This window comes from Algoriphagus boritolerans DSM 17298 = JCM 18970 (assembly GCF_900108085.1).
Taxonomy (GTDB): Bacteria; Bacteroidota; Bacteroidia; order Cytophagales; family Cyclobacteriaceae; genus Algoriphagus; species Algoriphagus boritolerans.
In genome coordinates, this window is sequence record NZ_FNVR01000002.1 from 254,247 (window position 1) to 270,387 (window position 16,141).

Genomic DNA, 16,141 nt, shown 5'->3' on the forward strand with positions numbered 1-16,141 from the left:
AAAATGAACCAGAAAATCAGAATAAAACTAAAATCATACGATCACAGCCTGGTGGATAAGTCATCAGAGAAGATCGTGAAGGCTGTAAAAGCCACTGGCGCGGTAGTAGTTGGACCTATTCCATTGCCTACTAAAAAGGAAAAATTTACAGTGTTGAAATCTCCACACGTAAATAAGAAGGCAAGAGATCAGTACCAATTGTGTACCTATAAAAGGCTGGTAGATATCTATTCAAATTCCTCCAAAACGGTGGATGCACTAATGAAAATCGAGCTTCCAAGTGGAGTGGATGTAGAGATCAAAGTCTGACCGGACTTTAAGTTTAAAATTCAAAAAGGCCTGCATACCCTGCAGGCCTTTTGTTTTCTGTCAAATTTTAAAATTTTCTTTCACCAAGTCGGAACTAATTCCGTCCAAACGAAATCATTTTTTCTAATTGTTTGAAAATATTGGAGTTGGGATTTGTTGCCAAATTATATTTCAGTAACTTTGCAGTCCTTTAAAAGGGCCCAAGTGTGTAATCTCTTGTGGATTATCAAATTATCTTAATAAAGATGTCTGGTATTATAGGAAAAAAAGTAGGAATGACTAGCATCTTCAGTGCCGATGGACGTAACGTCGCATGCACGCTAATAGAAGCTGGTCCTTGCGTAGTGACGCAAGTAAAAAACGTTGAAACAGACGGGTACAACGCAGTGCAGTTGGCATTCGGTGAGCGTAAGGAGAAAAACACTCCTAAGCCACTAATCGGTCATTTTAAAAAGGCCGGTACTACGCCAAAGCAGAAAGTTGTTGAATTCCGTGACTTCAGGGTCGAGTTTGAAGGCCAAGTGGAGCTCGGAAAGACAGTGAATGCCAAAGAGGTTTTCGTGGAAGGTGACTTCGTTGATGCCATTGGTACTTCAAAAGGTAAAGGCTTCCAGGGTGTTGTGAAGCGTCATGGTTTTGCCGGTGTGGGTGGACAAACTCACGGTCAGCATAACAGAGGGAGACACCCAGGTTCCATTGGTGCATGTTCTTGGCCATCCAGAGTATTCAAAGGCATGAGAATGGCCGGTAGAACTGGTGGTGACAGAGTAAAAGTAATCAACCTAAGAGTATTGAAAGTCTATCCTGAGCAGAACCTATTGTTGGTTTCCGGTTCAGTACCTGGCCCAAAGAACTCTTTTGTAATTCTTGAGAAATAAGCCATGGAATTAGCAGTAATCAATCACAAAGGAGAAGATACAGGTAGAAAGGTGACACTTTCTGACGAGATTTTCGCGATCGCACCAAACGATAACGCAATCTACCTGGACGTGAAACAGTACCTGGCTAACCAAAGACAGGGAACTCACAAATCAAAAGAAAGAAACGAAGTAGCAGGCTCTACTAAGAAGATCAAAAAGCAAAAAGGTACCGGTGGTGCTCGTGCTGGATCTTTAAAATCTCCTGTTTTTCGTGGAGGTGGTAGAGTATTCGGTCCTAGACCGAGAGACTACTCTTTCAAACTCAATAAAAAAGTAAAACAGTTGGCTCGTAAGTCTGCACTTTCTTACAAAGTGTTAGAAAATAGCTTGGTAATAGTAGAGGATCTTTCATTTGATGCTCCAAAAACCAAAAACTATATCGCTTGGCTAAATGGACTTTCTCTTTCTGATAAGAAGACCCTATTGGTGCTTCCGACAGAAGACAAGAATGTGTTCTTGTCCAGCAGAAACCTTCCAAAAGCGAAAGTAGTGACTGTAAATGATGTAAATACTTACCAAGTTCTTAATGCTGACCAATTGGTTTTGTGTGAAGGTTCATTAAGTAAGTTGGAAACCATTTTATCGAAATAAGACAATGGATATTCTAAAGCAGCCTTTGATTACAGAAAAAATTTCTGCTGGTAACGAAAGAGGAGTCTACGGATTTATTGTAGAAAAAACCGCCGACAAAATCCAGATTAGAAATGCGGTAGAGAAAACATACGGAGTGAAAGTGATGTCTGTTCGTACCCTACGCTATGCTGCAAAGCATAAGACGCGCTACACCAAGAATAAAATCGTCTCTGGTTATACCAATGCTTTCAAAAAAGCAATTGTGCAGATAGCTGACGGTGAGGTAATTGATTTTTACGGAGAAATTTAATTGAATCAATATCATGGCAATTAAAAAGTTGAAGCCTGTAACTCCAGGGACAAGATTCAGAGTGGCTCCTGCTTTTGACGAGATTACCAAGTCAAAGCCGGAAAAATCACTTCTTGCTCCTTTGAAGAAATCAGGCGGAAGAAATAATACAGGCAAAATGACTGCCCGCTACATCGGTGGGGGTCATAAGAGAAGACTCAGAATAGTAGACTTCAAAAGAAACAAGTTTGGTGTACCTGCGACAGTGAAAGCTATTGAATACGATCCAAACCGAACAGCTCGTCTTGCCCTACTCTATTACGCAGACGGTGCTAAGGCCTATATTATCGCCCCGGAAGGTTTGACAGTAGGTCAGACAGTGATTTCCGGTGAGCAAGTTGCTCCAGAAGTGGGCAATGCCATGCCAATGGCAAATATTCCAATGGGTACGATTGTACACAATGTGGAATTGAAGCCAGGTAATGGTGGTGCCATGGCAAGAAGTGCCGGAGGATATGCGCAGATTGTAGCTCGTGATGCGAGATACGTGACCGTAAAACTTCCGTCCGGTGAAATGAGACTCGTTTTGGGTACTTGTATGGCAACAGTTGGTACTGTCTCCAACGGTGATCATATGAACGTGGTGTTAGGGAAAGCTGGTCGTAAGAGATGGCTTGGTGTAAGACCTCGTACTAGAGGTGTAGCTATGAACCCTGTCGATCACCCAATGGGTGGTGGTGAAGGCCGTTCTTCTGGTGGACATCCAAGATCAAGAAAAGGACTTCTTTCCAAAGGAAAGAAAACCAGATCACCTAAGAAGTATTCAAACAAGTTCATCATCAGCAAAAGATCTAAATAATTATGGCACGTTCATTAAAAAAAGGTCCTTATATCGAGCACCATCTGGTGAAGAAAGTAGATGTCATGAACGAGTCAGGCAAGAAATCTGTCATCAAGACTTGGTCAAGAAGATCTATGATTTCCCCGGATTTCGTAGGCCATACCTTCGCAGTGCATAACGGAAATAAATTTATCCCGGTGTTTGTCACTGACAACATGGTAGGTCACAAGCTGGGTGAATTTGCTCCTACTAGAAACTTCCGTGGCCACGTAGCTAAAAAAGATAAAGGAAAGAGATAATCATGGAAGCAGTAGCAAGATTAAAAAATGTCCCTACATCCCCGCGCAAAATGCGTCTTGTGGCCGACCTTGTGAGAGGTAAGCGAGTAGGAATGGCACTTAGCATTTTGAAATTCACTCCTAATCATGGAGCGATGAAATTGGAGAAACTTCTCCTTTCGGCAGTGGCCAACTGGCAGGCAAAAAATCCTGAAGAGAAGCTCGAAGAAGCTGATCTGTATATCAAAACCATTATGGTGGACGAAGGCAGATCACTCAAGAGGCTAAGACCAGCTCCTCAGGGACGCGGTCATAGAATCCGCAAAAGATCCAATCATGTAACCCTTGTAGTTGATGCATTCATTGCAGGTGATGTTACCGCTGATTTAGTTGAAACAAACGAAAAGGCAAATTAACAAAGACTATGGGACAAAAGATTAACCCAATAGGATTTAGACTTGGTGTAGTCAAAGGCTGGGATTCCAACTGGTACGGTGGGAAAGACTTTGCTGAAAAACTATACGAAGATCAGCAAATCCGAAAATATGTCCTTGCCAGAATCCCCAAAGGAGGTATTTCTAAAGTAATTATTGAGCGTACGCTTAAAAGAATCACTTTGACAATACATACCGCCAGACCGGGTGTAGTGATTGGTAAAGGCGGAGCCGAAGTAGATAAGCTGAAAGAAGAGCTTAAGAAGATCACCAACAAGGATATTCAAATCAATATCTTCGAAATTAAACGTCCTGAACTGGATGCCAAGTTGGTTGGTGAGTCTATTGCACAGCAGCTTCAGGCTAGAATTTCCTTCAGAAGAGCAATGAAACAAGCCATTGCAGCATCCATGCGAGTGGGAGCAGAAGGAATTAAAGTTAAGCTTTCCGGTCGATTAGGTGGAGCTGAGATGGCTCGATCTGAAATGTACAAAGAAGGCAGAATTCCCCTCCATACGCTTAGAGCTGACATTGATTACGCACTTTCCGAAGCACTTACTGTGTATGGAATTATCGGAATCAAAGTTTGGATCTTCAAAGGTGAAGTGTACGGAAAGAGAGACCTTTCTCCAAACCAAGGTGCTGCGAATGAGCCAAAAGGCGCACATCGTGGTCCAAACCCAAAGGGTGGTCGCGGAGATAGAGAAAACGGTCCAAGACGCCGAAATAAGAAATAACTATTTTCACCGAATAAGTGAGAAATCATGTTACAGCCGAAAAGAACTAAATTTAGAAAAATGCACAAGGGCCGCGTCAAAGGTCTTGCTACAAGAGGGGCAGAACTCTCTTTTGGTAACTTTGGTGTCAAATCCCTTGAGCCAGGATGGATTACTTCTCGCCAGATCGAGGCAGCTAGAATTGCCATGACAAGAGCCATGAAGAGAGAAGGTCAGGTTTGGATCAGGATTTTTCCTGACAAGCCGATCACTAAAAAGCCCGCAGAGGTACGTATGGGTAAAGGTAAAGGTGCTCCGGAATACTGGGTAGCCGTTATCAAACCGGGTACAATACTTTTCGAAGCTACAGGCGTGAGTCTGGAGGTTGCTAAAGATGCATTGAGACTTGCGCAGCAGAAGCTACCCGTAAGTACAAGTTTTGTTATTCGTAGAGACTACGCAGAATAATCATAAGCAATGAAGAACACAGAAATCAGATCGCTTTCCGCAAGTGAGATCGCAGAGCGAGTAGTCGCTGAGCAGGAGAATCTAAGCAAACTAAAGTTTGCCCATTCGATTTCTCCAATAGAGAATCCTAACAGAATCAGAGAAGCCAAGCGTCTTGTCGCAAGATTGAAGACTGCATTAGCTTCCAAATAACTAGCTAACAGAAAACAAAATGGCTACGATTGAGAGAAATCTTCGCAAAGAAAGAGTTGGTAAAGTCGTAAGCGACAAAATGGATAAATCCATAACAGTGGCTGTGGAACGTAAAGTGAAGCACCCTATCTATGGTAAATTTGTTGCTAAGACTACCAAATTTATGGTTCATGACGAGAACAATGAGTGTCACCCAGGCGACTTGGTGAAAATCAGTGAGACTCGTCCGCTGAGCAAAAACAAGCGTTGGAGATTAGTTGAAATTATTGAAAGGGCTAAGTAATCATGATACAGCAAGAATCCAGATTAGGCGTTGCAGATAATTCAGGTGCTAAAGAAGTACTGGTTATCCGCGTATTGGGAGGAACTGGCAAGCGTTATGCTTCCATCGGTGATAAAGTAGTCGTGACCGTAAAGTCAGCCCTATCTTCCAGCAACATGAAAAAAGGTACCGTTTCTAAAGCGGTTATCGTGCGAACCAAAAAGGAAATCCGTAGAAAAGACGGGTCATACATCCGATTTGAAGATAATGCTGCTGTGTTGCTTAACAACAACGACGAGCCAAGAGGTACACGTATCTTCGGACCCGTGGCCAGAGAGCTTAGAGAAAAGCAGTTCATGAAAATCATTTCCTTGGCCCCTGAAGTACTTTAATCATGGAAAGAAAATTCAACAAGCAGACAAAACTGCATATCAAAACCGGTGATACTGTAAAAGTAATCTCAGGTGATGACAAAGGAAAAACAGGAAAAGTGCTTTCTGTAAATACTGAAAAGAAAAGAGCATTCGTGGAAGGAATTAATATGATTACCAAACACGTCAAGCCTACCGCATCAAAGCCTCAAGGAGGTATTGAAAAGAAGGAGGCAGCACTTCATATCAGCAATCTTATGCTCGTAGATCCAAAAACTGGCGAAGCTACCAGAACTGGACGTAAAGTAGGAGATAACGGAAAACTAGTTAGGTATTCAAAGAAAACCGGGGAGGTGATCAATGGCTAATTCAAGAATGAAATCAAAGTACCTGAGCGATATTGTTCCGGCTTTGAAAGAGAAATTCCAATATTCTTCCATCATGCAAGTTCCTCAGTTGACCAAGATTGTCCTTAACAAGGGAATCGGTGCTGCGGTTGCTGATAAGAAGCTAGTGGATCAAGGTGTTGAGGAACTTACGCTTATTACCGGACAGAGAGCTGTGGCTACCAAGTCAAAAATTGCGGTGTCTAACTTTAAGTTGAGAGAAGGGATGCCAATCGGTGCAAAGGTTACGTTGAGAGGCGAGAAGATGTATGAATTTCTTGATCGCTTGATTACTGTCGCCCTACCACGTGTACGTGACTTCAAAGGAATTTCTGACAAGGGATTTGACGGAAGGGGAAACTATACTTTGGGTGTAACGGAGCAAATTATCTTCCCTGAGATTTCCATCGATAAGGTAAACAGAATCTCGGGTATGGATATCACATTCGTGACCTCAGCTAAAACTGACGAAGAAAGCCTTGCTTTACTGAAAGCTTTCGGAATGCCGTTCTCTAACAAAAACAAAGAATAATAATCATGGCAAAAGAATCCATCAAAGCTCGGGAGAGAAAAAGAGAGCATCTGGTAGCCAAGTACGCTAAGAAAAGAGCCGAGCTGAAAGCAGCAGGCAATTACGAAGCGCTTGATAAATTGCCAAAAAACGCCTCACCGGTAAGATTACATAATCGTTGCAAACTAACCGGTCGTCCAAAAGGCTACATGAGAAAGTTTGGTATCAACAGGGTAACGTTCAGAGAAATGGCCTCAGCAGGCAAAATCCCTGGAATTACAAAGTCCAGCTGGTAAAATAACGACAGTAGTTTTTATTATAAAAATCAATTCGTAACTTTGCACGCCCAAAACGGGTGTAGCTAGACTATAAAATACCATGACTGATCCAATAGCTGATTATCTGACCAGGTTGAGAAATGCCATCAAGGCTTCTCACCGAATCGTTGAGATACCTGCATCTAACATCAAGAAGGAGATTACGAAAGTATTGCACGACAAAGGATATATTCAAAACTATAAGTTTGAGCAAAATGGTCCTCAGGGCTCCATTAAGATCGCTTTGAAGTACAATCCTACCAGCAAGCAAAATGCTATCGTAAGCCTTGAAAGAGTAAGTACCCCAGGTTTAAGAAAATATGTGAAGCACGATGAGCTCCCAAGAGTCATTAATGGCTTGGGAATCGCAATCGTATCCACCTCCAAAGGTGTGATGACTGACAAAGAAGCACGTACCGAAGGTATCGGAGGCGAAGTACTTTGCTACGTTTATTAATATACTATCATGTCTAGAATAGGTAAAAAACCAATAAATATACCCAGCGGTGTTACTGTAGACGTGTCAGCTCATGGAACTGTCACTGTTAAAGGTCCAAAGGGTACACTGACTCAGGAGGTTAATCCTGATATTCAAGTGAAAGTCGAAGGTGGCGAAGTCATCGTTGCTAGACCTACCGAGTCTAAGAGACATAAATCTTTGCACGGCCTTTACAGATCTTTGATCAACAACATGGTGATCGGAGTCTCTGAAGGTTACAAGAAAGATTTGGAATTAGTGGGAGTGGGTTATAAGGCTTCCAACCAAGGTCAAATACTCGAGCTTAGCTTAGGTTTTTCTCACAGTATTTTCATGGCGATGCCCAATGAAATCTCGATTAAGACAGAGACTCCAAAAGGTAAAAACCCATTTATCTCTTTAGAAGGTATTGACAAAGAATTGATCGGTCAGGTTGCTGCCAAGATCAAATCTCTACGTAAGGTGGAACCATACAAAGGTAAAGGTGTGCGTTTCGTTGGTGAACAAGTTAGACGTAAGGCTGGTAAAACTGCCGGTAAAAAATAATAGGCTATGGCATTTAATAAGACTTCCAGAAGACTTAGAATCAAACAGGGTATCAGAAGAAAGATTTCTGGTACTGATTCCAGACCTCGTCTGTCTGTATTCAAGAGTAATACAGGTATTTACGCGCAATTGATAGATGACCTTAAAGGTCTTACTTTGGCCCAGGCTTCTTCAAAAGAACTTGGCGCTAAGGCCAACACTAATCTTGGAGTATCCAAAGAAGTAGGTAAAAAACTAGCCGAAAGAGCAGTAGCTAATGGTGTATCTGTAGTGGTCTTTGATAGAAACGGCTACTTGTATCATGGTAATGTGAAAGCTTTGGCTGAAGGCGCCAGAGAAGGAGGCCTTAAATTTTAATCATTATGTCTCAAGTAAGAAGAAAACCCATAAGGGCTACAGATACAGAATTAAAAGAGAAAGTAGTAGCTATTAACCGAGTAGCCAAAGTGGTAAAAGGTGGTAGAAGATTCTCATTTTCCGCAATCGTAGTTGTAGGTGATGGCCAAGGTGTAGTAGGTTACGGTTTGGGTAAAGCCAATGAAGTAACAGATGCGATCACTAAAGGCATCGAGGATGCAAAGAAAAACCTGGTCAAGGTACCGGTATTGAAAGGCACGATTCCACACGAGCAGATTGGTAAATTCGGAGGTGGACTTGTATTGATCAAGCCAGCTGCAGCAGGTACCGGTGTCATTGCCGGTGGTGCGATGCGTGCTGTTTTAGAAAGTGCCGGTGTCACAGACGTATTGGCTAAGTCTAAAGGTTCCTCAAACCCACACAACGTGGTTAAAGCAACTATTGATGCTTTGACTCAATTGAGAGATGCAATCGCTGTATCACAGCAGCGTAGTGTGAAAATGGCAAAAGTCTTTAACGGATAATCATCATGGCAAAGATCAAGATCACACAAACGAAAAGTACGATCGACAGACCAAAAGATCAGAAAGCAACAATCACTGCTCTGGGTTTGGGTCGGATCAGTAAATCTGTAGTTGTTGAAAATACACCACAGATTGCTGGAATGGTAAATAAAGTTAACCACCTTGTAAAAGTGGAGGAAGCTTAACTATGAAACTAAATACATTAACTCCGTCAGAAGGCTCTACCAAAAACCGTAAGAGAATTGGTCGTGGTACCGGTTCAGGTCGCGGCGGAACTTCAACAAGAGGTCATAAAGGTGCTAAATCCCGTTCAGGGTATAAGTCCAAAATCGGATTTGAAGGGGGTCAAATGCCACTTCAAAGACGGGTTCCAAAATTCGGCTTTAAATCCTTCAACAGGGTTGAATTCAAGCCGGTAAATTTGGATACCTTGCAGACCTTGGCTGAACAATTCAATCTGGCTACAATCAACATGGATGCTTTGGTTTCTCATGGAATTGCTTCTAAGAATGATAAGATCAAGATCTTAGGTGGTGGAGAACTTACAGCCAAAATTGATGTGACTGCCCACAAGTTTTCCGCTTCCGCAGTTGAAGCTATCGAAAAGCTAGGTGGTGCTGTAAACAAGATTTCATAAATGAAAAAGTTTATTTCGACAGTTAAGAACATTTTCTCAATTGAAGATCTGAGAGTCAGAATTGTCAATACAATTGGATTCTTGATCATCTTCCGATTAGGTTCATTCATCGTACTCCCCGGAGTGGATCCTTCCAAGCTAGGTGGTACTCCAGAAGGAATTTTTGGATTGATTGACACCTTTCTAGGAGGCGCATTCAGTAATGCATCCATCTTTGGTTTGGGAATCATGCCTTACATTTCTGCATCCATCGTGCTGCAGCTGTTGACTGTCGGGGTACCCTATTTTCAGAAAATGCAAAAGGAGGGTGAGTCTGGAAGAAAAAGAATCAACCAGATCACCCGAGTCCTTACCATTTTGATTACCATCGCACAAGGTATAGGTTACGTATCTGCTACCATTCTCCCTACAGGGGCAGTAATGGTCAGTACCTCTCTTTTCATGTTCAGTTCTTTGGTATTGCTCTCCGCAGGAACAATGTTCTGTATGTGGTTAGGTGAGAAAATCACTGAAAAAGGCATCGGAAATGGTATATCCATGCTGATCATGATCGGTATCATTTCCAGGTTCCCGGGAGCCATTATCGCTGAGGGAGTTGAAAAAGGTACTTCAGGTATGTTGCTTTTGATTATTGAAGCTTTGGTACTGTTCTTTGTGGTTGTCGGAGTTATTGCTTTGACAGAAGCTACCAGAAGGATTCCTGTTCAATATGCAAAGCAAGTAGTAGGTGGTAAAGTGTACGGCGGTCAGCGTCAATACATTCCTATTAAAGTGAATGCTTCCGGTGTTATGCCGATCATCTTTGCTCAGTCACTGATGTTTGTTCCCGCTTTGATCGCTCAAATTTGGGCTGGCGAAAGCGATATAGCCAACTATATCGGAACTACATTTTCTGACTTTACTTCTTGGCAATACAATTTATTGTTTGCGGCCTTGATTATCATCTTTACTTTCTTCTACACTGCTATTACTGTAAATCCAGAGCAGATTGCGGAAGACATGAAGCGAAATGGTGGGTTTGTGCCGGGAATTAAGCCTGGTGCCCCAACTTCCGAATTTATCGATGGTATAATTTCCAAAATTACATTGCCCGGCTCAATACTCTTGGCAGCAGTTGCAATTCTTCCTGCTTTGGCTATCATTGCCGGTGTAGGTGGGGAATTTGCTCAGTTCTATGGTGGTACCTCCCTTCTTATTATGGTAGGTGTGATCATGGATACGTTGAGGCAAATTGAGAGTTACTTGCTGATGAGACATTACGAGGGAATGATGAAAAGTGGTAATCTGAAGAATAACCCTTCAAATTACCAAGTAGCTTAATATGATTCAATACAAGACTTCGGAAGAAGTTCAGTTGATAAAAAAGAGTGCAGATATTCTTGGCAGAGCTCATGGTGAAGTAGCCAAGCATATCAGAGAAGGGGTAAAGACCTCTTTTCTTGACAAAGTTGCTGAAGAGTTTATTAGGGATCACAATGGAGTACCTTCGTTTAAGGGCTACAATGGTTTTCCCGCTTCACTTTGTATTTCGGTGAATGAAGTAATTGTTCACGGTTTTCCAAGTGATTATGAATTGAAAGATGGCGATATAATCTCAGTAGATTGTGGAGTCTTTCACCAAGGTTTTCATAGCGATTCCGCTTATACATATCCTATCGGTGAGGTTTCCCCTTCTGTCAGATCATTATTAAAAGCCACTCGAGATTCACTCTATTTAGGAATCGAGCAAGCTGTAGTTGGAAATCGAATTGGTGATATTGGGTTTGCAATCCAAAAATTTGTCGAAGCAAAGGGCTACACCGTAGTCAGAGAGCTAGTCGGGCATGGTTTGGGAAAAAAGCTCCATGAAGCACCTGAAGTTCCCAATTATGGAAAAAAAGGAAGTGGTATCCTGCTTAAGGCAGGGATGGTGATTGCAATTGAGCCAATGATCAATCTGGGTACACGAAACATTGTACAGGAAAGAGACGGGTGGACTATCCGAACTGCAGATCGGAAACCTTCAGCTCACTATGAGCATACGGTTGCAATATTGGAAGATAAAACTGAAGTTTTGACAACGCATAAATACATAGAAGAGGTCTTTAAATTCTAATATGGCCAAACAGACATCAATAGAGCAAGACGGTACCATTATCGAAGCATTGTCCAATGCAATGTTTAAAGTGGAACTTGAAAACGGACATCAGTTGGTAGCTCACATTTCGGGGAAAATGAGGATGAATTACATCAAAATTCTCCCTGGAGATAAGGTCAAGCTGGAATTATCTCCCTATGATTTAACAAAAGGCAGAATAGTATATCGATATAAATAGACTGAAATGAAATTGAGCATCACTCAAGGGTCTTAGATTAATAGGACAATTAAGTATGCAAGGTTCCATCTGACCACTTTAAACAAACAGAAAAGATGAAAGTAAAAGCATCTATCAAAAAGAGAAGTGTTGACTGCAAGCTAATCCGAAGAAAAGGAGTGTTGTTTGTCATCAACAAGAAGAATCCTAAGTTTAAACAAAGACAAGGTTAATCATGGCTAGAATTGCAGGTGTAGACATACCGGACAATAAGCGCGGCGAGATCGGACTTACCTACATCTTTGGTATAGGTAGAAGTGCTGCCAAAGCGATCCTTACCAAAGCTGGTATCTCCTTTGACAAAAAAGCCGGAGAGTGGAATGATGATGAATCTACCGCTATTCGTAACATTATTGCTGAAGAATTCAGAACCGAAGGTGTACTGAAGTCAGAAGTCCAACTTAACATCAAGCGTCTGATGGACATCGGATGCTACCGAGGTTTGAGACACAGAAAAGGACTTCCTGTCCGTGGTCAAGGCACTAAAAACAACGCCAGAACAAGGAAGGGTAAGCGAAAAACTGTTGCTAACAAAAAGAAGGCAACTAAATAAAACCTGATTTAGATTATGGCTCAGAAAAGAAACGATAAAGCAAAAGGTAAAAAAAGAGTTGTAAAGGTAGAAGCGGTTGGTCAGGCACACATCAGAGCCTCCTTCAACAATATCATTATCTCAATTACCAATAATGCAGGTCAAGTGATCTCTTGGGCTTCTGCCGGTAAAATGGGTTTCAGAGGTTCAAAGAAAAATACTCCTTACGCTGCTCAAATGGCCGCTCAAAATTGCGGACAAGTAGCATACGACTTAGGTTTGAGAAAAATCGAAGTTTTCGTAAAAGGACCAGGGTCTGGTCGTGAATCTGCGATCAGAACATTGCAAAATGTAGGATTGGACGTGACTACGATTATCGACGTTACGCCAATGCCACACAATGGCTGTCGTCCTCCTAAGCGTAGAAGAGTTTAATTTTAAAAAGCTAACGAAATGGCAAGATATACAGGTCCAAAGGCAAAAATCTCCAGAAAATTTGGAGAACCAATAGAGGGGCACAGTAAGGTGCTTCAAAAGAAAAACTACCCTCCAGGAATGCATGGTCGTGGAAGAAGAAAGAAGCAATCCGAATATGCTGTCCAGCTGGCTGAGAAGCAGAAAGCTAAATACACCTACGGCATATTGGAAAGACAATTTGCAAAGATGTTTGACATCGCTTCCAGAAAAACAGGTATTACCGGTGAAAACCTCCTACAGCTCCTTGAAGCTCGTTTAGACAACACCGTCTTCAGATTGGGAATTGCCCCGACTCGACGGGGAGCAAGACAGCTTGTATCACACAAGCATATCCTTGTAAACGGTGAAGTGGTTAACATTCCATCTTACACTTTAAAGCCTGGTGATCTTGTATCCGTACGGGAGCGCTCCAAGTCTTTGGAAGCAATCACCAGCAGCCTAGCAGGAAAAAGTACAAACAGATATCCTTGGTTAGAGTGGGATAGTGCTTCCTTGACAGGCAAATTCGTCAGTGTACCAGGCAGAGATGATATTCCTGAGAATATCAAGGAGCAGCTCATTGTCGAACTTTACTCTAAGTAATTTTACAATTTTCAGCTAAAAACAGAACGAGATATATGTCCATACTAGCATTTCAAATGCCAGAGAAAGTGGTGATGGAAAAAGCCGATGACTTTCATGGCTTGTTCACCTTCAAACCACTTGAAAAAGGCTATGGAGTTACCATCGGTAACGCCCTGAGAAGAATCTTGCTTTCTTCATTGGAGGGATACGCCATCACTTCTATCAAAATCCCGGGAGTGGTTCACGAATTCTCATCCATTGAGGGCGTGGTAGAAGACGTGACTGATATTATTTTAAACATGAAGCAGGTGAGATTCAAGAAAGTGCACGATGCATTTGACGGAAAAATCACTGTCGAAATCAAAAATCAGTCAGTATTCACTGCAGGGGACATTGCTAAGTTCACTTCTTCCTTCGAAATACTCAATCCGGAGTTGGTTATTTGTCACATTGACGATACCAAAAACTTCGAAATTGAAATCACTGTCGAAAAGGGAAGAGGATACCTTCCGGCTGAAGAATCCAAACCAAAAGAGCAGATATTCGGACACATTGCTATCGATGCCATCTTCACTCCAATTAAAAATGTGAAGTATAGTGTCGAAAACACCCGAGTGGAGCAGAAGACTGACTTTGAAAAATTGATCCTTGAAGTCTCTACTGATGGTTCTATCCATCCTGAGAAAGCACTTCAGGAATCAGCTAAGATTTTGATCCAGCACTTTATGCTTTTCTCTGACCAAACTATGGTCCTTGATTCTACCGGTGTTGCAGAACCTGAGCCTATCGATGAGGAATTCCTTCACATGCGTAAGCTTTTGAAGACCTCTTTGAGCGATCTAGATCTTTCAGTTCGTGCATTCAACTGCCTCAAAGCAGCTGATGTAAGAACACTCGGCGATCTTGCAAGACTTGAAATTTCAGATATGATGAAATTCAGAAACTTCGGTAAGAAGTCTCTTGCTGAGCTGGAACAATTGATCCAGGAAAAAGGGCTGACCTTTGGGATGGATATTTCTAAGTACAAACTTGACGAAGAATAATATAAAATGAGACACGGTAAGAAATTTAACCACCTTGGACGAACTGCCTCTCACAGAAAGGCAATGCTTTCCAACATGGCAACTTCCCTGATTCTTCACAAGCGTATTTCAACTACGCTTGCCAAGGCAAAAGAATTGAAGAAGTTTGTTGAGCCTCTGGTGACCAGAGCAAAAGAAGATTCTACACATAACAGACGTATTGCATTTTCTTACCTGAAAAGCAAAGATGCCATCAAGGCGCTTTTCGGTGAGGTAATCGAAAAAGTAGGCACTCGTCCCGGTGGATATACCAGAATTATAAAGACTGGTTTCCGTTTGGGTGACAACGCTGAAATGTGTATCATTGAGCTGGTAGATTACAATGAGCTGATGCTGAAAGATGCTAAGCCTGCTAAGAAGACCACCAGAAGATCCCGTAGAGGAACTTCAGCAGCGAAAGAAACCGCTGCGGCTACTGCTGCCCCTGCTGTTGAGGCTAAAACTGAAGCACCCAGTGCTCCGGAAGCTAAAAGTGACAATGAAGAAAAATAAATTGAAAAGTATCTTCAACTATCAAAAGGATTGGACTCTGGTTCAATCCTTTTTTTATACCCATACCTCTTATCCTCCTTCCCAAGATTTGGTTAACTTTGGGCAATATTAAAAAAAATGATAAAACAGAAAGCAACACTTCTACTGGCTGATGGGACTGTTTTCCATGGCTCCCTTATCGGCAACCCCGGCACCAATGGCGGCGAAATTTGTTTTAACACCGGTATGACCGGATATCAGGAAATCTACACAGATCCTTCTTATACCGGACAGATTGTAGTGACCACCACTTCCCATATTGGAAATTATGGGGTCCATGCTGAAGAAATCGAATCAGACCATCCTTGTGTTGCAGGGATAGTCGTCAACAGTTTCTCTGATATTTTTTCCAGATTGGACGCGTCCGGTTCACTTCAGGATTATTTGGTGAAATATGGCATTACAGGCATTGCTGATATTGATACCCGAATGCTCGTCAGACACCTGCGATCAAAAGGAGCGATGAATGCCATTATCAGCTCCGAATTTGAAGGAAATCTGGAAGGCCTCAAGCATGAGCTGGCAAAAGTTCCCGACATGAATGGCTTGGAGCTTTCATCCACTGTATGTACTCAGGAGCCTTATTTCTTTGGCGATGAAAGTGCTCCCATCAAAGTGGCCTGTCTGGACTTTGGCATAAAGAAAAACATTCTTCGCAACCTTGCTTCACGAGGAGTCTATTGTAAAGTATTCCCTGCTAAAACCAAGATTCAAGAAATCCAATCCTGGAATCCTGATGCTTTCTTTCTTTCCAATGGGCCTGGAGATCCGGCAGTTATGGAGTACGCTGTAGATACCGTCAAAGAAATCTTAGAAACAGGTAAGCCTGTATTTGGCATTTGCCTGGGACACCAACTACTGGCAGAAGCTGTAGGTATCAAAACCTACAAAATGCACCACGGACACCGGGGATTAAACCACCCGATCAAGAATCTGATAACAGGGAATAGTGAAATCACGTCCCAAAATCATGGCTTTAATGTGGTGCGTGAGGATACAGAGAGAAATTCCGAGGTCGAAATCACTCACGTTCACCTCAATGACAATACCGTGGCCGGGATTCGGCTGAAAAATAAGCATGCATTTTCTGTCCAATATCACCCCGAATCTTCCCCGGGGCCGCACGATTCACGATATCTTTTCGATGAATTTATCGCACTAATTAACCAAAACTAATTCTAATAAACCTTTT

General features: G+C 42.2%; 31 protein-coding genes. All 31 read left to right on the forward strand.

What is annotated here, in order from left to right; genetic code table 11:
• The first annotated feature begins 3 nt into the window (after positions 1–3).
• The 31 genes from rpsJ (at position 4) to carA (ending at position 16,125) form a co-directional block, all read left to right on the forward strand.
• Positions 4–309, forward strand: coding sequence for a 30S ribosomal protein S10 (gene rpsJ / locus C4S61_RS03200; protein WP_024284766.1), 306 nt, complete (start codon positions 4–6; stop codon positions 307–309).
• A gap of 245 nt (positions 310–554) precedes the next feature.
• Positions 555–1,187 (forward strand): 50S ribosomal protein L3, encoded by a 633-nt coding sequence (gene rplC, locus C4S61_RS03205; protein ID WP_092731282.1) that lies wholly within the window; start codon positions 555–557, stop codon positions 1,185–1,187.
• Between the two features lie 3 nt (positions 1,188–1,190).
• Positions 1,191–1,820: a 50S ribosomal protein L4 gene (rplD, locus tag C4S61_RS03210; protein WP_103923349.1), complete on the forward strand. Its 630-nt coding sequence runs from the start codon at positions 1,191–1,193 to the stop codon at positions 1,818–1,820.
• A gap of 4 nt (positions 1,821–1,824) precedes the next feature.
• Positions 1,825–2,112: a 50S ribosomal protein L23 gene (gene rplW, locus C4S61_RS03215; protein WP_103923350.1), complete on the forward strand. Its 288-nt coding sequence runs from the start codon at positions 1,825–1,827 to the stop codon at positions 2,110–2,112.
• 13 nt (positions 2,113–2,125) lie between these two features.
• A complete protein-coding gene (rplB, locus tag C4S61_RS03220; RefSeq protein ID WP_103923351.1) occupies positions 2,126–2,950 on the forward strand; it encodes a 50S ribosomal protein L2 in 825 nt (274 codons plus the stop codon).
• A gap of 2 nt (positions 2,951–2,952) precedes the next feature.
• Entirely contained in the window at positions 2,953–3,231 is a 279-nt protein-coding gene (gene rpsS, locus C4S61_RS03225; RefSeq protein ID WP_103923352.1) for a 30S ribosomal protein S19, read from the forward strand.
• A 2-nt stretch (positions 3,232–3,233) separates the two neighbouring features.
• On the forward strand, positions 3,234–3,626 hold the full coding sequence (gene rplV, locus C4S61_RS03230; protein WP_103923353.1) for a 50S ribosomal protein L22: 393 nt from the start codon (positions 3,234–3,236) through the stop codon (positions 3,624–3,626).
• 8 nt (positions 3,627–3,634) lie between these two features.
• Positions 3,635–4,381, forward strand: coding sequence for a 30S ribosomal protein S3 (gene rpsC, locus C4S61_RS03235; RefSeq protein ID WP_103923354.1), 747 nt, complete (start codon positions 3,635–3,637; stop codon positions 4,379–4,381).
• A gap of 27 nt (positions 4,382–4,408) precedes the next feature.
• Complete coding sequence (rplP, locus tag C4S61_RS03240; protein WP_103923355.1) at positions 4,409–4,828, forward strand: 50S ribosomal protein L16; 420 nt, start codon at positions 4,409–4,411, stop codon at positions 4,826–4,828.
• Positions 4,829–4,837: 9 nt separating this feature from the next.
• Positions 4,838–5,020: a 50S ribosomal protein L29 gene (gene rpmC, locus C4S61_RS03245; RefSeq protein ID WP_103923356.1), complete on the forward strand. Its 183-nt coding sequence runs from the start codon at positions 4,838–4,840 to the stop codon at positions 5,018–5,020.
• A 19-nt stretch (positions 5,021–5,039) separates the two neighbouring features.
• The gene (rpsQ, locus tag C4S61_RS03250) at positions 5,040–5,303 is read left to right on the forward strand and encodes a 30S ribosomal protein S17 (protein ID WP_103923357.1); all 264 of its coding nucleotides are present in this window, start codon (positions 5,040–5,042) and stop codon (positions 5,301–5,303) included.
• 2 nt (positions 5,304–5,305) lie between these two features.
• A complete protein-coding gene (gene rplN / locus C4S61_RS03255; protein WP_026966248.1) occupies positions 5,306–5,674 on the forward strand; it encodes a 50S ribosomal protein L14 in 369 nt (122 codons plus the stop codon).
• Positions 5,675–5,676: 2 nt separating this feature from the next.
• Positions 5,677–6,021: a 50S ribosomal protein L24 gene (gene rplX, locus C4S61_RS03260; RefSeq protein ID WP_103923358.1), complete on the forward strand. Its 345-nt coding sequence runs from the start codon at positions 5,677–5,679 to the stop codon at positions 6,019–6,021.
• On the forward strand, positions 6,014–6,571 hold the full coding sequence (gene rplE / locus C4S61_RS03265) for a 50S ribosomal protein L5 (protein ID WP_103923359.1): 558 nt from the start codon (positions 6,014–6,016) through the stop codon (positions 6,569–6,571). The genes rplX and rplE overlap by 8 nt, the downstream gene beginning before the upstream one ends.
• Before the next feature lie 5 nt (positions 6,572–6,576).
• Positions 6,577–6,846 (forward strand): 30S ribosomal protein S14, encoded by a 270-nt coding sequence (gene rpsN, locus C4S61_RS03270; RefSeq protein ID WP_103923360.1) that lies wholly within the window; start codon positions 6,577–6,579, stop codon positions 6,844–6,846.
• Between the two features lie 82 nt (positions 6,847–6,928).
• The gene (rpsH, locus tag C4S61_RS03275; protein WP_103923361.1) at positions 6,929–7,324 is read left to right on the forward strand and encodes a 30S ribosomal protein S8; all 396 of its coding nucleotides are present in this window, start codon (positions 6,929–6,931) and stop codon (positions 7,322–7,324) included.
• A 9-nt stretch (positions 7,325–7,333) separates the two neighbouring features.
• Positions 7,334–7,891: a 50S ribosomal protein L6 gene (rplF, locus tag C4S61_RS03280; RefSeq protein ID WP_103923362.1), complete on the forward strand. Its 558-nt coding sequence runs from the start codon at positions 7,334–7,336 to the stop codon at positions 7,889–7,891.
• Positions 7,892–7,897: 6 nt separating this feature from the next.
• Positions 7,898–8,248: a 50S ribosomal protein L18 gene (gene rplR / locus C4S61_RS03285; RefSeq protein WP_103923363.1), complete on the forward strand. Its 351-nt coding sequence runs from the start codon at positions 7,898–7,900 to the stop codon at positions 8,246–8,248.
• A 5-nt stretch (positions 8,249–8,253) separates the two neighbouring features.
• Positions 8,254–8,772, forward strand: coding sequence for a 30S ribosomal protein S5 (gene rpsE, locus C4S61_RS03290; protein ID WP_103923364.1), 519 nt, complete (start codon positions 8,254–8,256; stop codon positions 8,770–8,772).
• Positions 8,773–8,777: 5 nt separating this feature from the next.
• On the forward strand, positions 8,778–8,957 hold the full coding sequence (gene rpmD / locus C4S61_RS03295) for a 50S ribosomal protein L30 (protein WP_086500303.1): 180 nt from the start codon (positions 8,778–8,780) through the stop codon (positions 8,955–8,957).
• Positions 8,958–8,959: 2 nt separating this feature from the next.
• Positions 8,960–9,409, forward strand: coding sequence for a 50S ribosomal protein L15 (rplO, locus tag C4S61_RS03300; protein ID WP_103923365.1), 450 nt, complete (start codon positions 8,960–8,962; stop codon positions 9,407–9,409).
• Positions 9,410–10,729 carry a preprotein translocase subunit SecY gene (gene secY, locus C4S61_RS03305; protein WP_103923366.1) on the forward strand — a complete coding sequence of 440 codons (1,320 nt, stop codon included), beginning with the start codon at positions 9,410–9,412 and terminating at the stop codon, positions 10,727–10,729.
• Between the two features lies 1 nt (position 10,730).
• Positions 10,731–11,504, forward strand: a complete 774-nt coding sequence (gene map, locus C4S61_RS03310) for a type I methionyl aminopeptidase (protein ID WP_103923367.1) — start codon at positions 10,731–10,733, stop codon at positions 11,502–11,504.
• 1 nt (position 11,505) lies between these two features.
• The gene (gene infA / locus C4S61_RS03315; RefSeq protein ID WP_103923368.1) at positions 11,506–11,724 is read left to right on the forward strand and encodes a translation initiation factor IF-1; all 219 of its coding nucleotides are present in this window, start codon (positions 11,506–11,508) and stop codon (positions 11,722–11,724) included.
• Between the two features lie 95 nt (positions 11,725–11,819).
• A complete protein-coding gene (rpmJ, locus tag C4S61_RS03320) occupies positions 11,820–11,936 on the forward strand; it encodes a 50S ribosomal protein L36 (RefSeq protein ID WP_103923369.1) in 117 nt (38 codons plus the stop codon).
• A gap of 2 nt (positions 11,937–11,938) precedes the next feature.
• Positions 11,939–12,316, forward strand: coding sequence for a 30S ribosomal protein S13 (gene rpsM / locus C4S61_RS03325; RefSeq protein WP_103923370.1), 378 nt, complete (start codon positions 11,939–11,941; stop codon positions 12,314–12,316).
• Between the two features lie 15 nt (positions 12,317–12,331).
• A complete protein-coding gene (rpsK, locus tag C4S61_RS03330; protein ID WP_092731260.1) occupies positions 12,332–12,730 on the forward strand; it encodes a 30S ribosomal protein S11 in 399 nt (132 codons plus the stop codon).
• Between the two features lie 18 nt (positions 12,731–12,748).
• Positions 12,749–13,354, forward strand: coding sequence for a 30S ribosomal protein S4 (rpsD, locus tag C4S61_RS03335; protein ID WP_103923371.1), 606 nt, complete (start codon positions 12,749–12,751; stop codon positions 13,352–13,354).
• A 35-nt stretch (positions 13,355–13,389) separates the two neighbouring features.
• The gene (locus tag C4S61_RS03340; RefSeq protein ID WP_103923372.1) at positions 13,390–14,379 is read left to right on the forward strand and encodes a DNA-directed RNA polymerase subunit alpha; all 990 of its coding nucleotides are present in this window, start codon (positions 13,390–13,392) and stop codon (positions 14,377–14,379) included.
• A gap of 6 nt (positions 14,380–14,385) precedes the next feature.
• Positions 14,386–14,910, forward strand: a complete 525-nt coding sequence (rplQ, locus tag C4S61_RS03345; protein WP_103923373.1) for a 50S ribosomal protein L17 — start codon at positions 14,386–14,388, stop codon at positions 14,908–14,910.
• A gap of 117 nt (positions 14,911–15,027) precedes the next feature.
• Positions 15,028–16,125 (forward strand): glutamine-hydrolyzing carbamoyl-phosphate synthase small subunit, encoded by a 1,098-nt coding sequence (gene carA / locus C4S61_RS03350; protein ID WP_103923374.1) that lies wholly within the window; start codon positions 15,028–15,030, stop codon positions 16,123–16,125.
• Positions 16,126–16,141 lie beyond the last annotated feature (16 nt).

Excerpts from the sequence above, each read along its gene's own strand:
- rpsJ (WP_024284766.1), top strand. The coding sequence starts at position 4 with ATGAACCAGAAAATCAGAATAAAACTAAAATCATACGATCACAGCCTG.
- rplC (WP_092731282.1), top strand. The coding sequence starts at position 555 with ATGTCTGGTATTATAGGAAAAAAAGTAGGAATGACTAGCATCTTCAGT.
- rplD (WP_103923349.1), top strand. The coding sequence starts at position 1,191 with ATGGAATTAGCAGTAATCAATCACAAAGGAGAAGATACAGGTAGAAAG.
- rplW (WP_103923350.1), top strand. The coding sequence starts at position 1,825 with ATGGATATTCTAAAGCAGCCTTTGATTACAGAAAAAATTTCTGCTGGT.
- rplB (WP_103923351.1), top strand. The coding sequence starts at position 2,126 with ATGGCAATTAAAAAGTTGAAGCCTGTAACTCCAGGGACAAGATTCAGA.
- rpsS (WP_103923352.1), top strand. The coding sequence starts at position 2,953 with ATGGCACGTTCATTAAAAAAAGGTCCTTATATCGAGCACCATCTGGTG.
- rplV (WP_103923353.1), top strand. The coding sequence starts at position 3,234 with ATGGAAGCAGTAGCAAGATTAAAAAATGTCCCTACATCCCCGCGCAAA.
- rpsC (WP_103923354.1), top strand. The coding sequence starts at position 3,635 with ATGGGACAAAAGATTAACCCAATAGGATTTAGACTTGGTGTAGTCAAA.
- rplP (WP_103923355.1), top strand. The coding sequence starts at position 4,409 with ATGTTACAGCCGAAAAGAACTAAATTTAGAAAAATGCACAAGGGCCGC.
- rpmC (WP_103923356.1), top strand. The coding sequence starts at position 4,838 with ATGAAGAACACAGAAATCAGATCGCTTTCCGCAAGTGAGATCGCAGAG.
- rpsQ (WP_103923357.1), top strand. The coding sequence starts at position 5,040 with ATGGCTACGATTGAGAGAAATCTTCGCAAAGAAAGAGTTGGTAAAGTC.
- rplN (WP_026966248.1), top strand. The coding sequence starts at position 5,306 with ATGATACAGCAAGAATCCAGATTAGGCGTTGCAGATAATTCAGGTGCT.
- rplX (WP_103923358.1), top strand. The coding sequence starts at position 5,677 with ATGGAAAGAAAATTCAACAAGCAGACAAAACTGCATATCAAAACCGGT.
- rplE (WP_103923359.1), top strand. The coding sequence starts at position 6,014 with ATGGCTAATTCAAGAATGAAATCAAAGTACCTGAGCGATATTGTTCCG.
- rpsN (WP_103923360.1), top strand. The coding sequence starts at position 6,577 with ATGGCAAAAGAATCCATCAAAGCTCGGGAGAGAAAAAGAGAGCATCTG.
- rpsH (WP_103923361.1), top strand. The coding sequence starts at position 6,929 with ATGACTGATCCAATAGCTGATTATCTGACCAGGTTGAGAAATGCCATC.
- rplF (WP_103923362.1), top strand. The coding sequence starts at position 7,334 with ATGTCTAGAATAGGTAAAAAACCAATAAATATACCCAGCGGTGTTACT.
- rplR (WP_103923363.1), top strand. The coding sequence starts at position 7,898 with ATGGCATTTAATAAGACTTCCAGAAGACTTAGAATCAAACAGGGTATC.
- rpsE (WP_103923364.1), top strand. The coding sequence starts at position 8,254 with ATGTCTCAAGTAAGAAGAAAACCCATAAGGGCTACAGATACAGAATTA.
- rpmD (WP_086500303.1), top strand. The coding sequence starts at position 8,778 with ATGGCAAAGATCAAGATCACACAAACGAAAAGTACGATCGACAGACCA.
- rplO (WP_103923365.1), top strand. The coding sequence starts at position 8,960 with ATGAAACTAAATACATTAACTCCGTCAGAAGGCTCTACCAAAAACCGT.
- secY (WP_103923366.1), top strand. The coding sequence starts at position 9,410 with ATGAAAAAGTTTATTTCGACAGTTAAGAACATTTTCTCAATTGAAGAT.
- map (WP_103923367.1), top strand. The coding sequence starts at position 10,731 with ATGATTCAATACAAGACTTCGGAAGAAGTTCAGTTGATAAAAAAGAGT.
- infA (WP_103923368.1), top strand. The coding sequence starts at position 11,506 with ATGGCCAAACAGACATCAATAGAGCAAGACGGTACCATTATCGAAGCA.
- rpmJ (WP_103923369.1), top strand. The coding sequence starts at position 11,820 with ATGAAAGTAAAAGCATCTATCAAAAAGAGAAGTGTTGACTGCAAGCTA.
- rpsM (WP_103923370.1), top strand. The coding sequence starts at position 11,939 with ATGGCTAGAATTGCAGGTGTAGACATACCGGACAATAAGCGCGGCGAG.
- rpsK (WP_092731260.1), top strand. The coding sequence starts at position 12,332 with ATGGCTCAGAAAAGAAACGATAAAGCAAAAGGTAAAAAAAGAGTTGTA.
- rpsD (WP_103923371.1), top strand. The coding sequence starts at position 12,749 with ATGGCAAGATATACAGGTCCAAAGGCAAAAATCTCCAGAAAATTTGGA.
- C4S61_RS03340 (WP_103923372.1), top strand. The coding sequence starts at position 13,390 with ATGTCCATACTAGCATTTCAAATGCCAGAGAAAGTGGTGATGGAAAAA.
- rplQ (WP_103923373.1), top strand. The coding sequence starts at position 14,386 with ATGAGACACGGTAAGAAATTTAACCACCTTGGACGAACTGCCTCTCAC.
- carA (WP_103923374.1), top strand. The coding sequence starts at position 15,028 with ATGATAAAACAGAAAGCAACACTTCTACTGGCTGATGGGACTGTTTTC.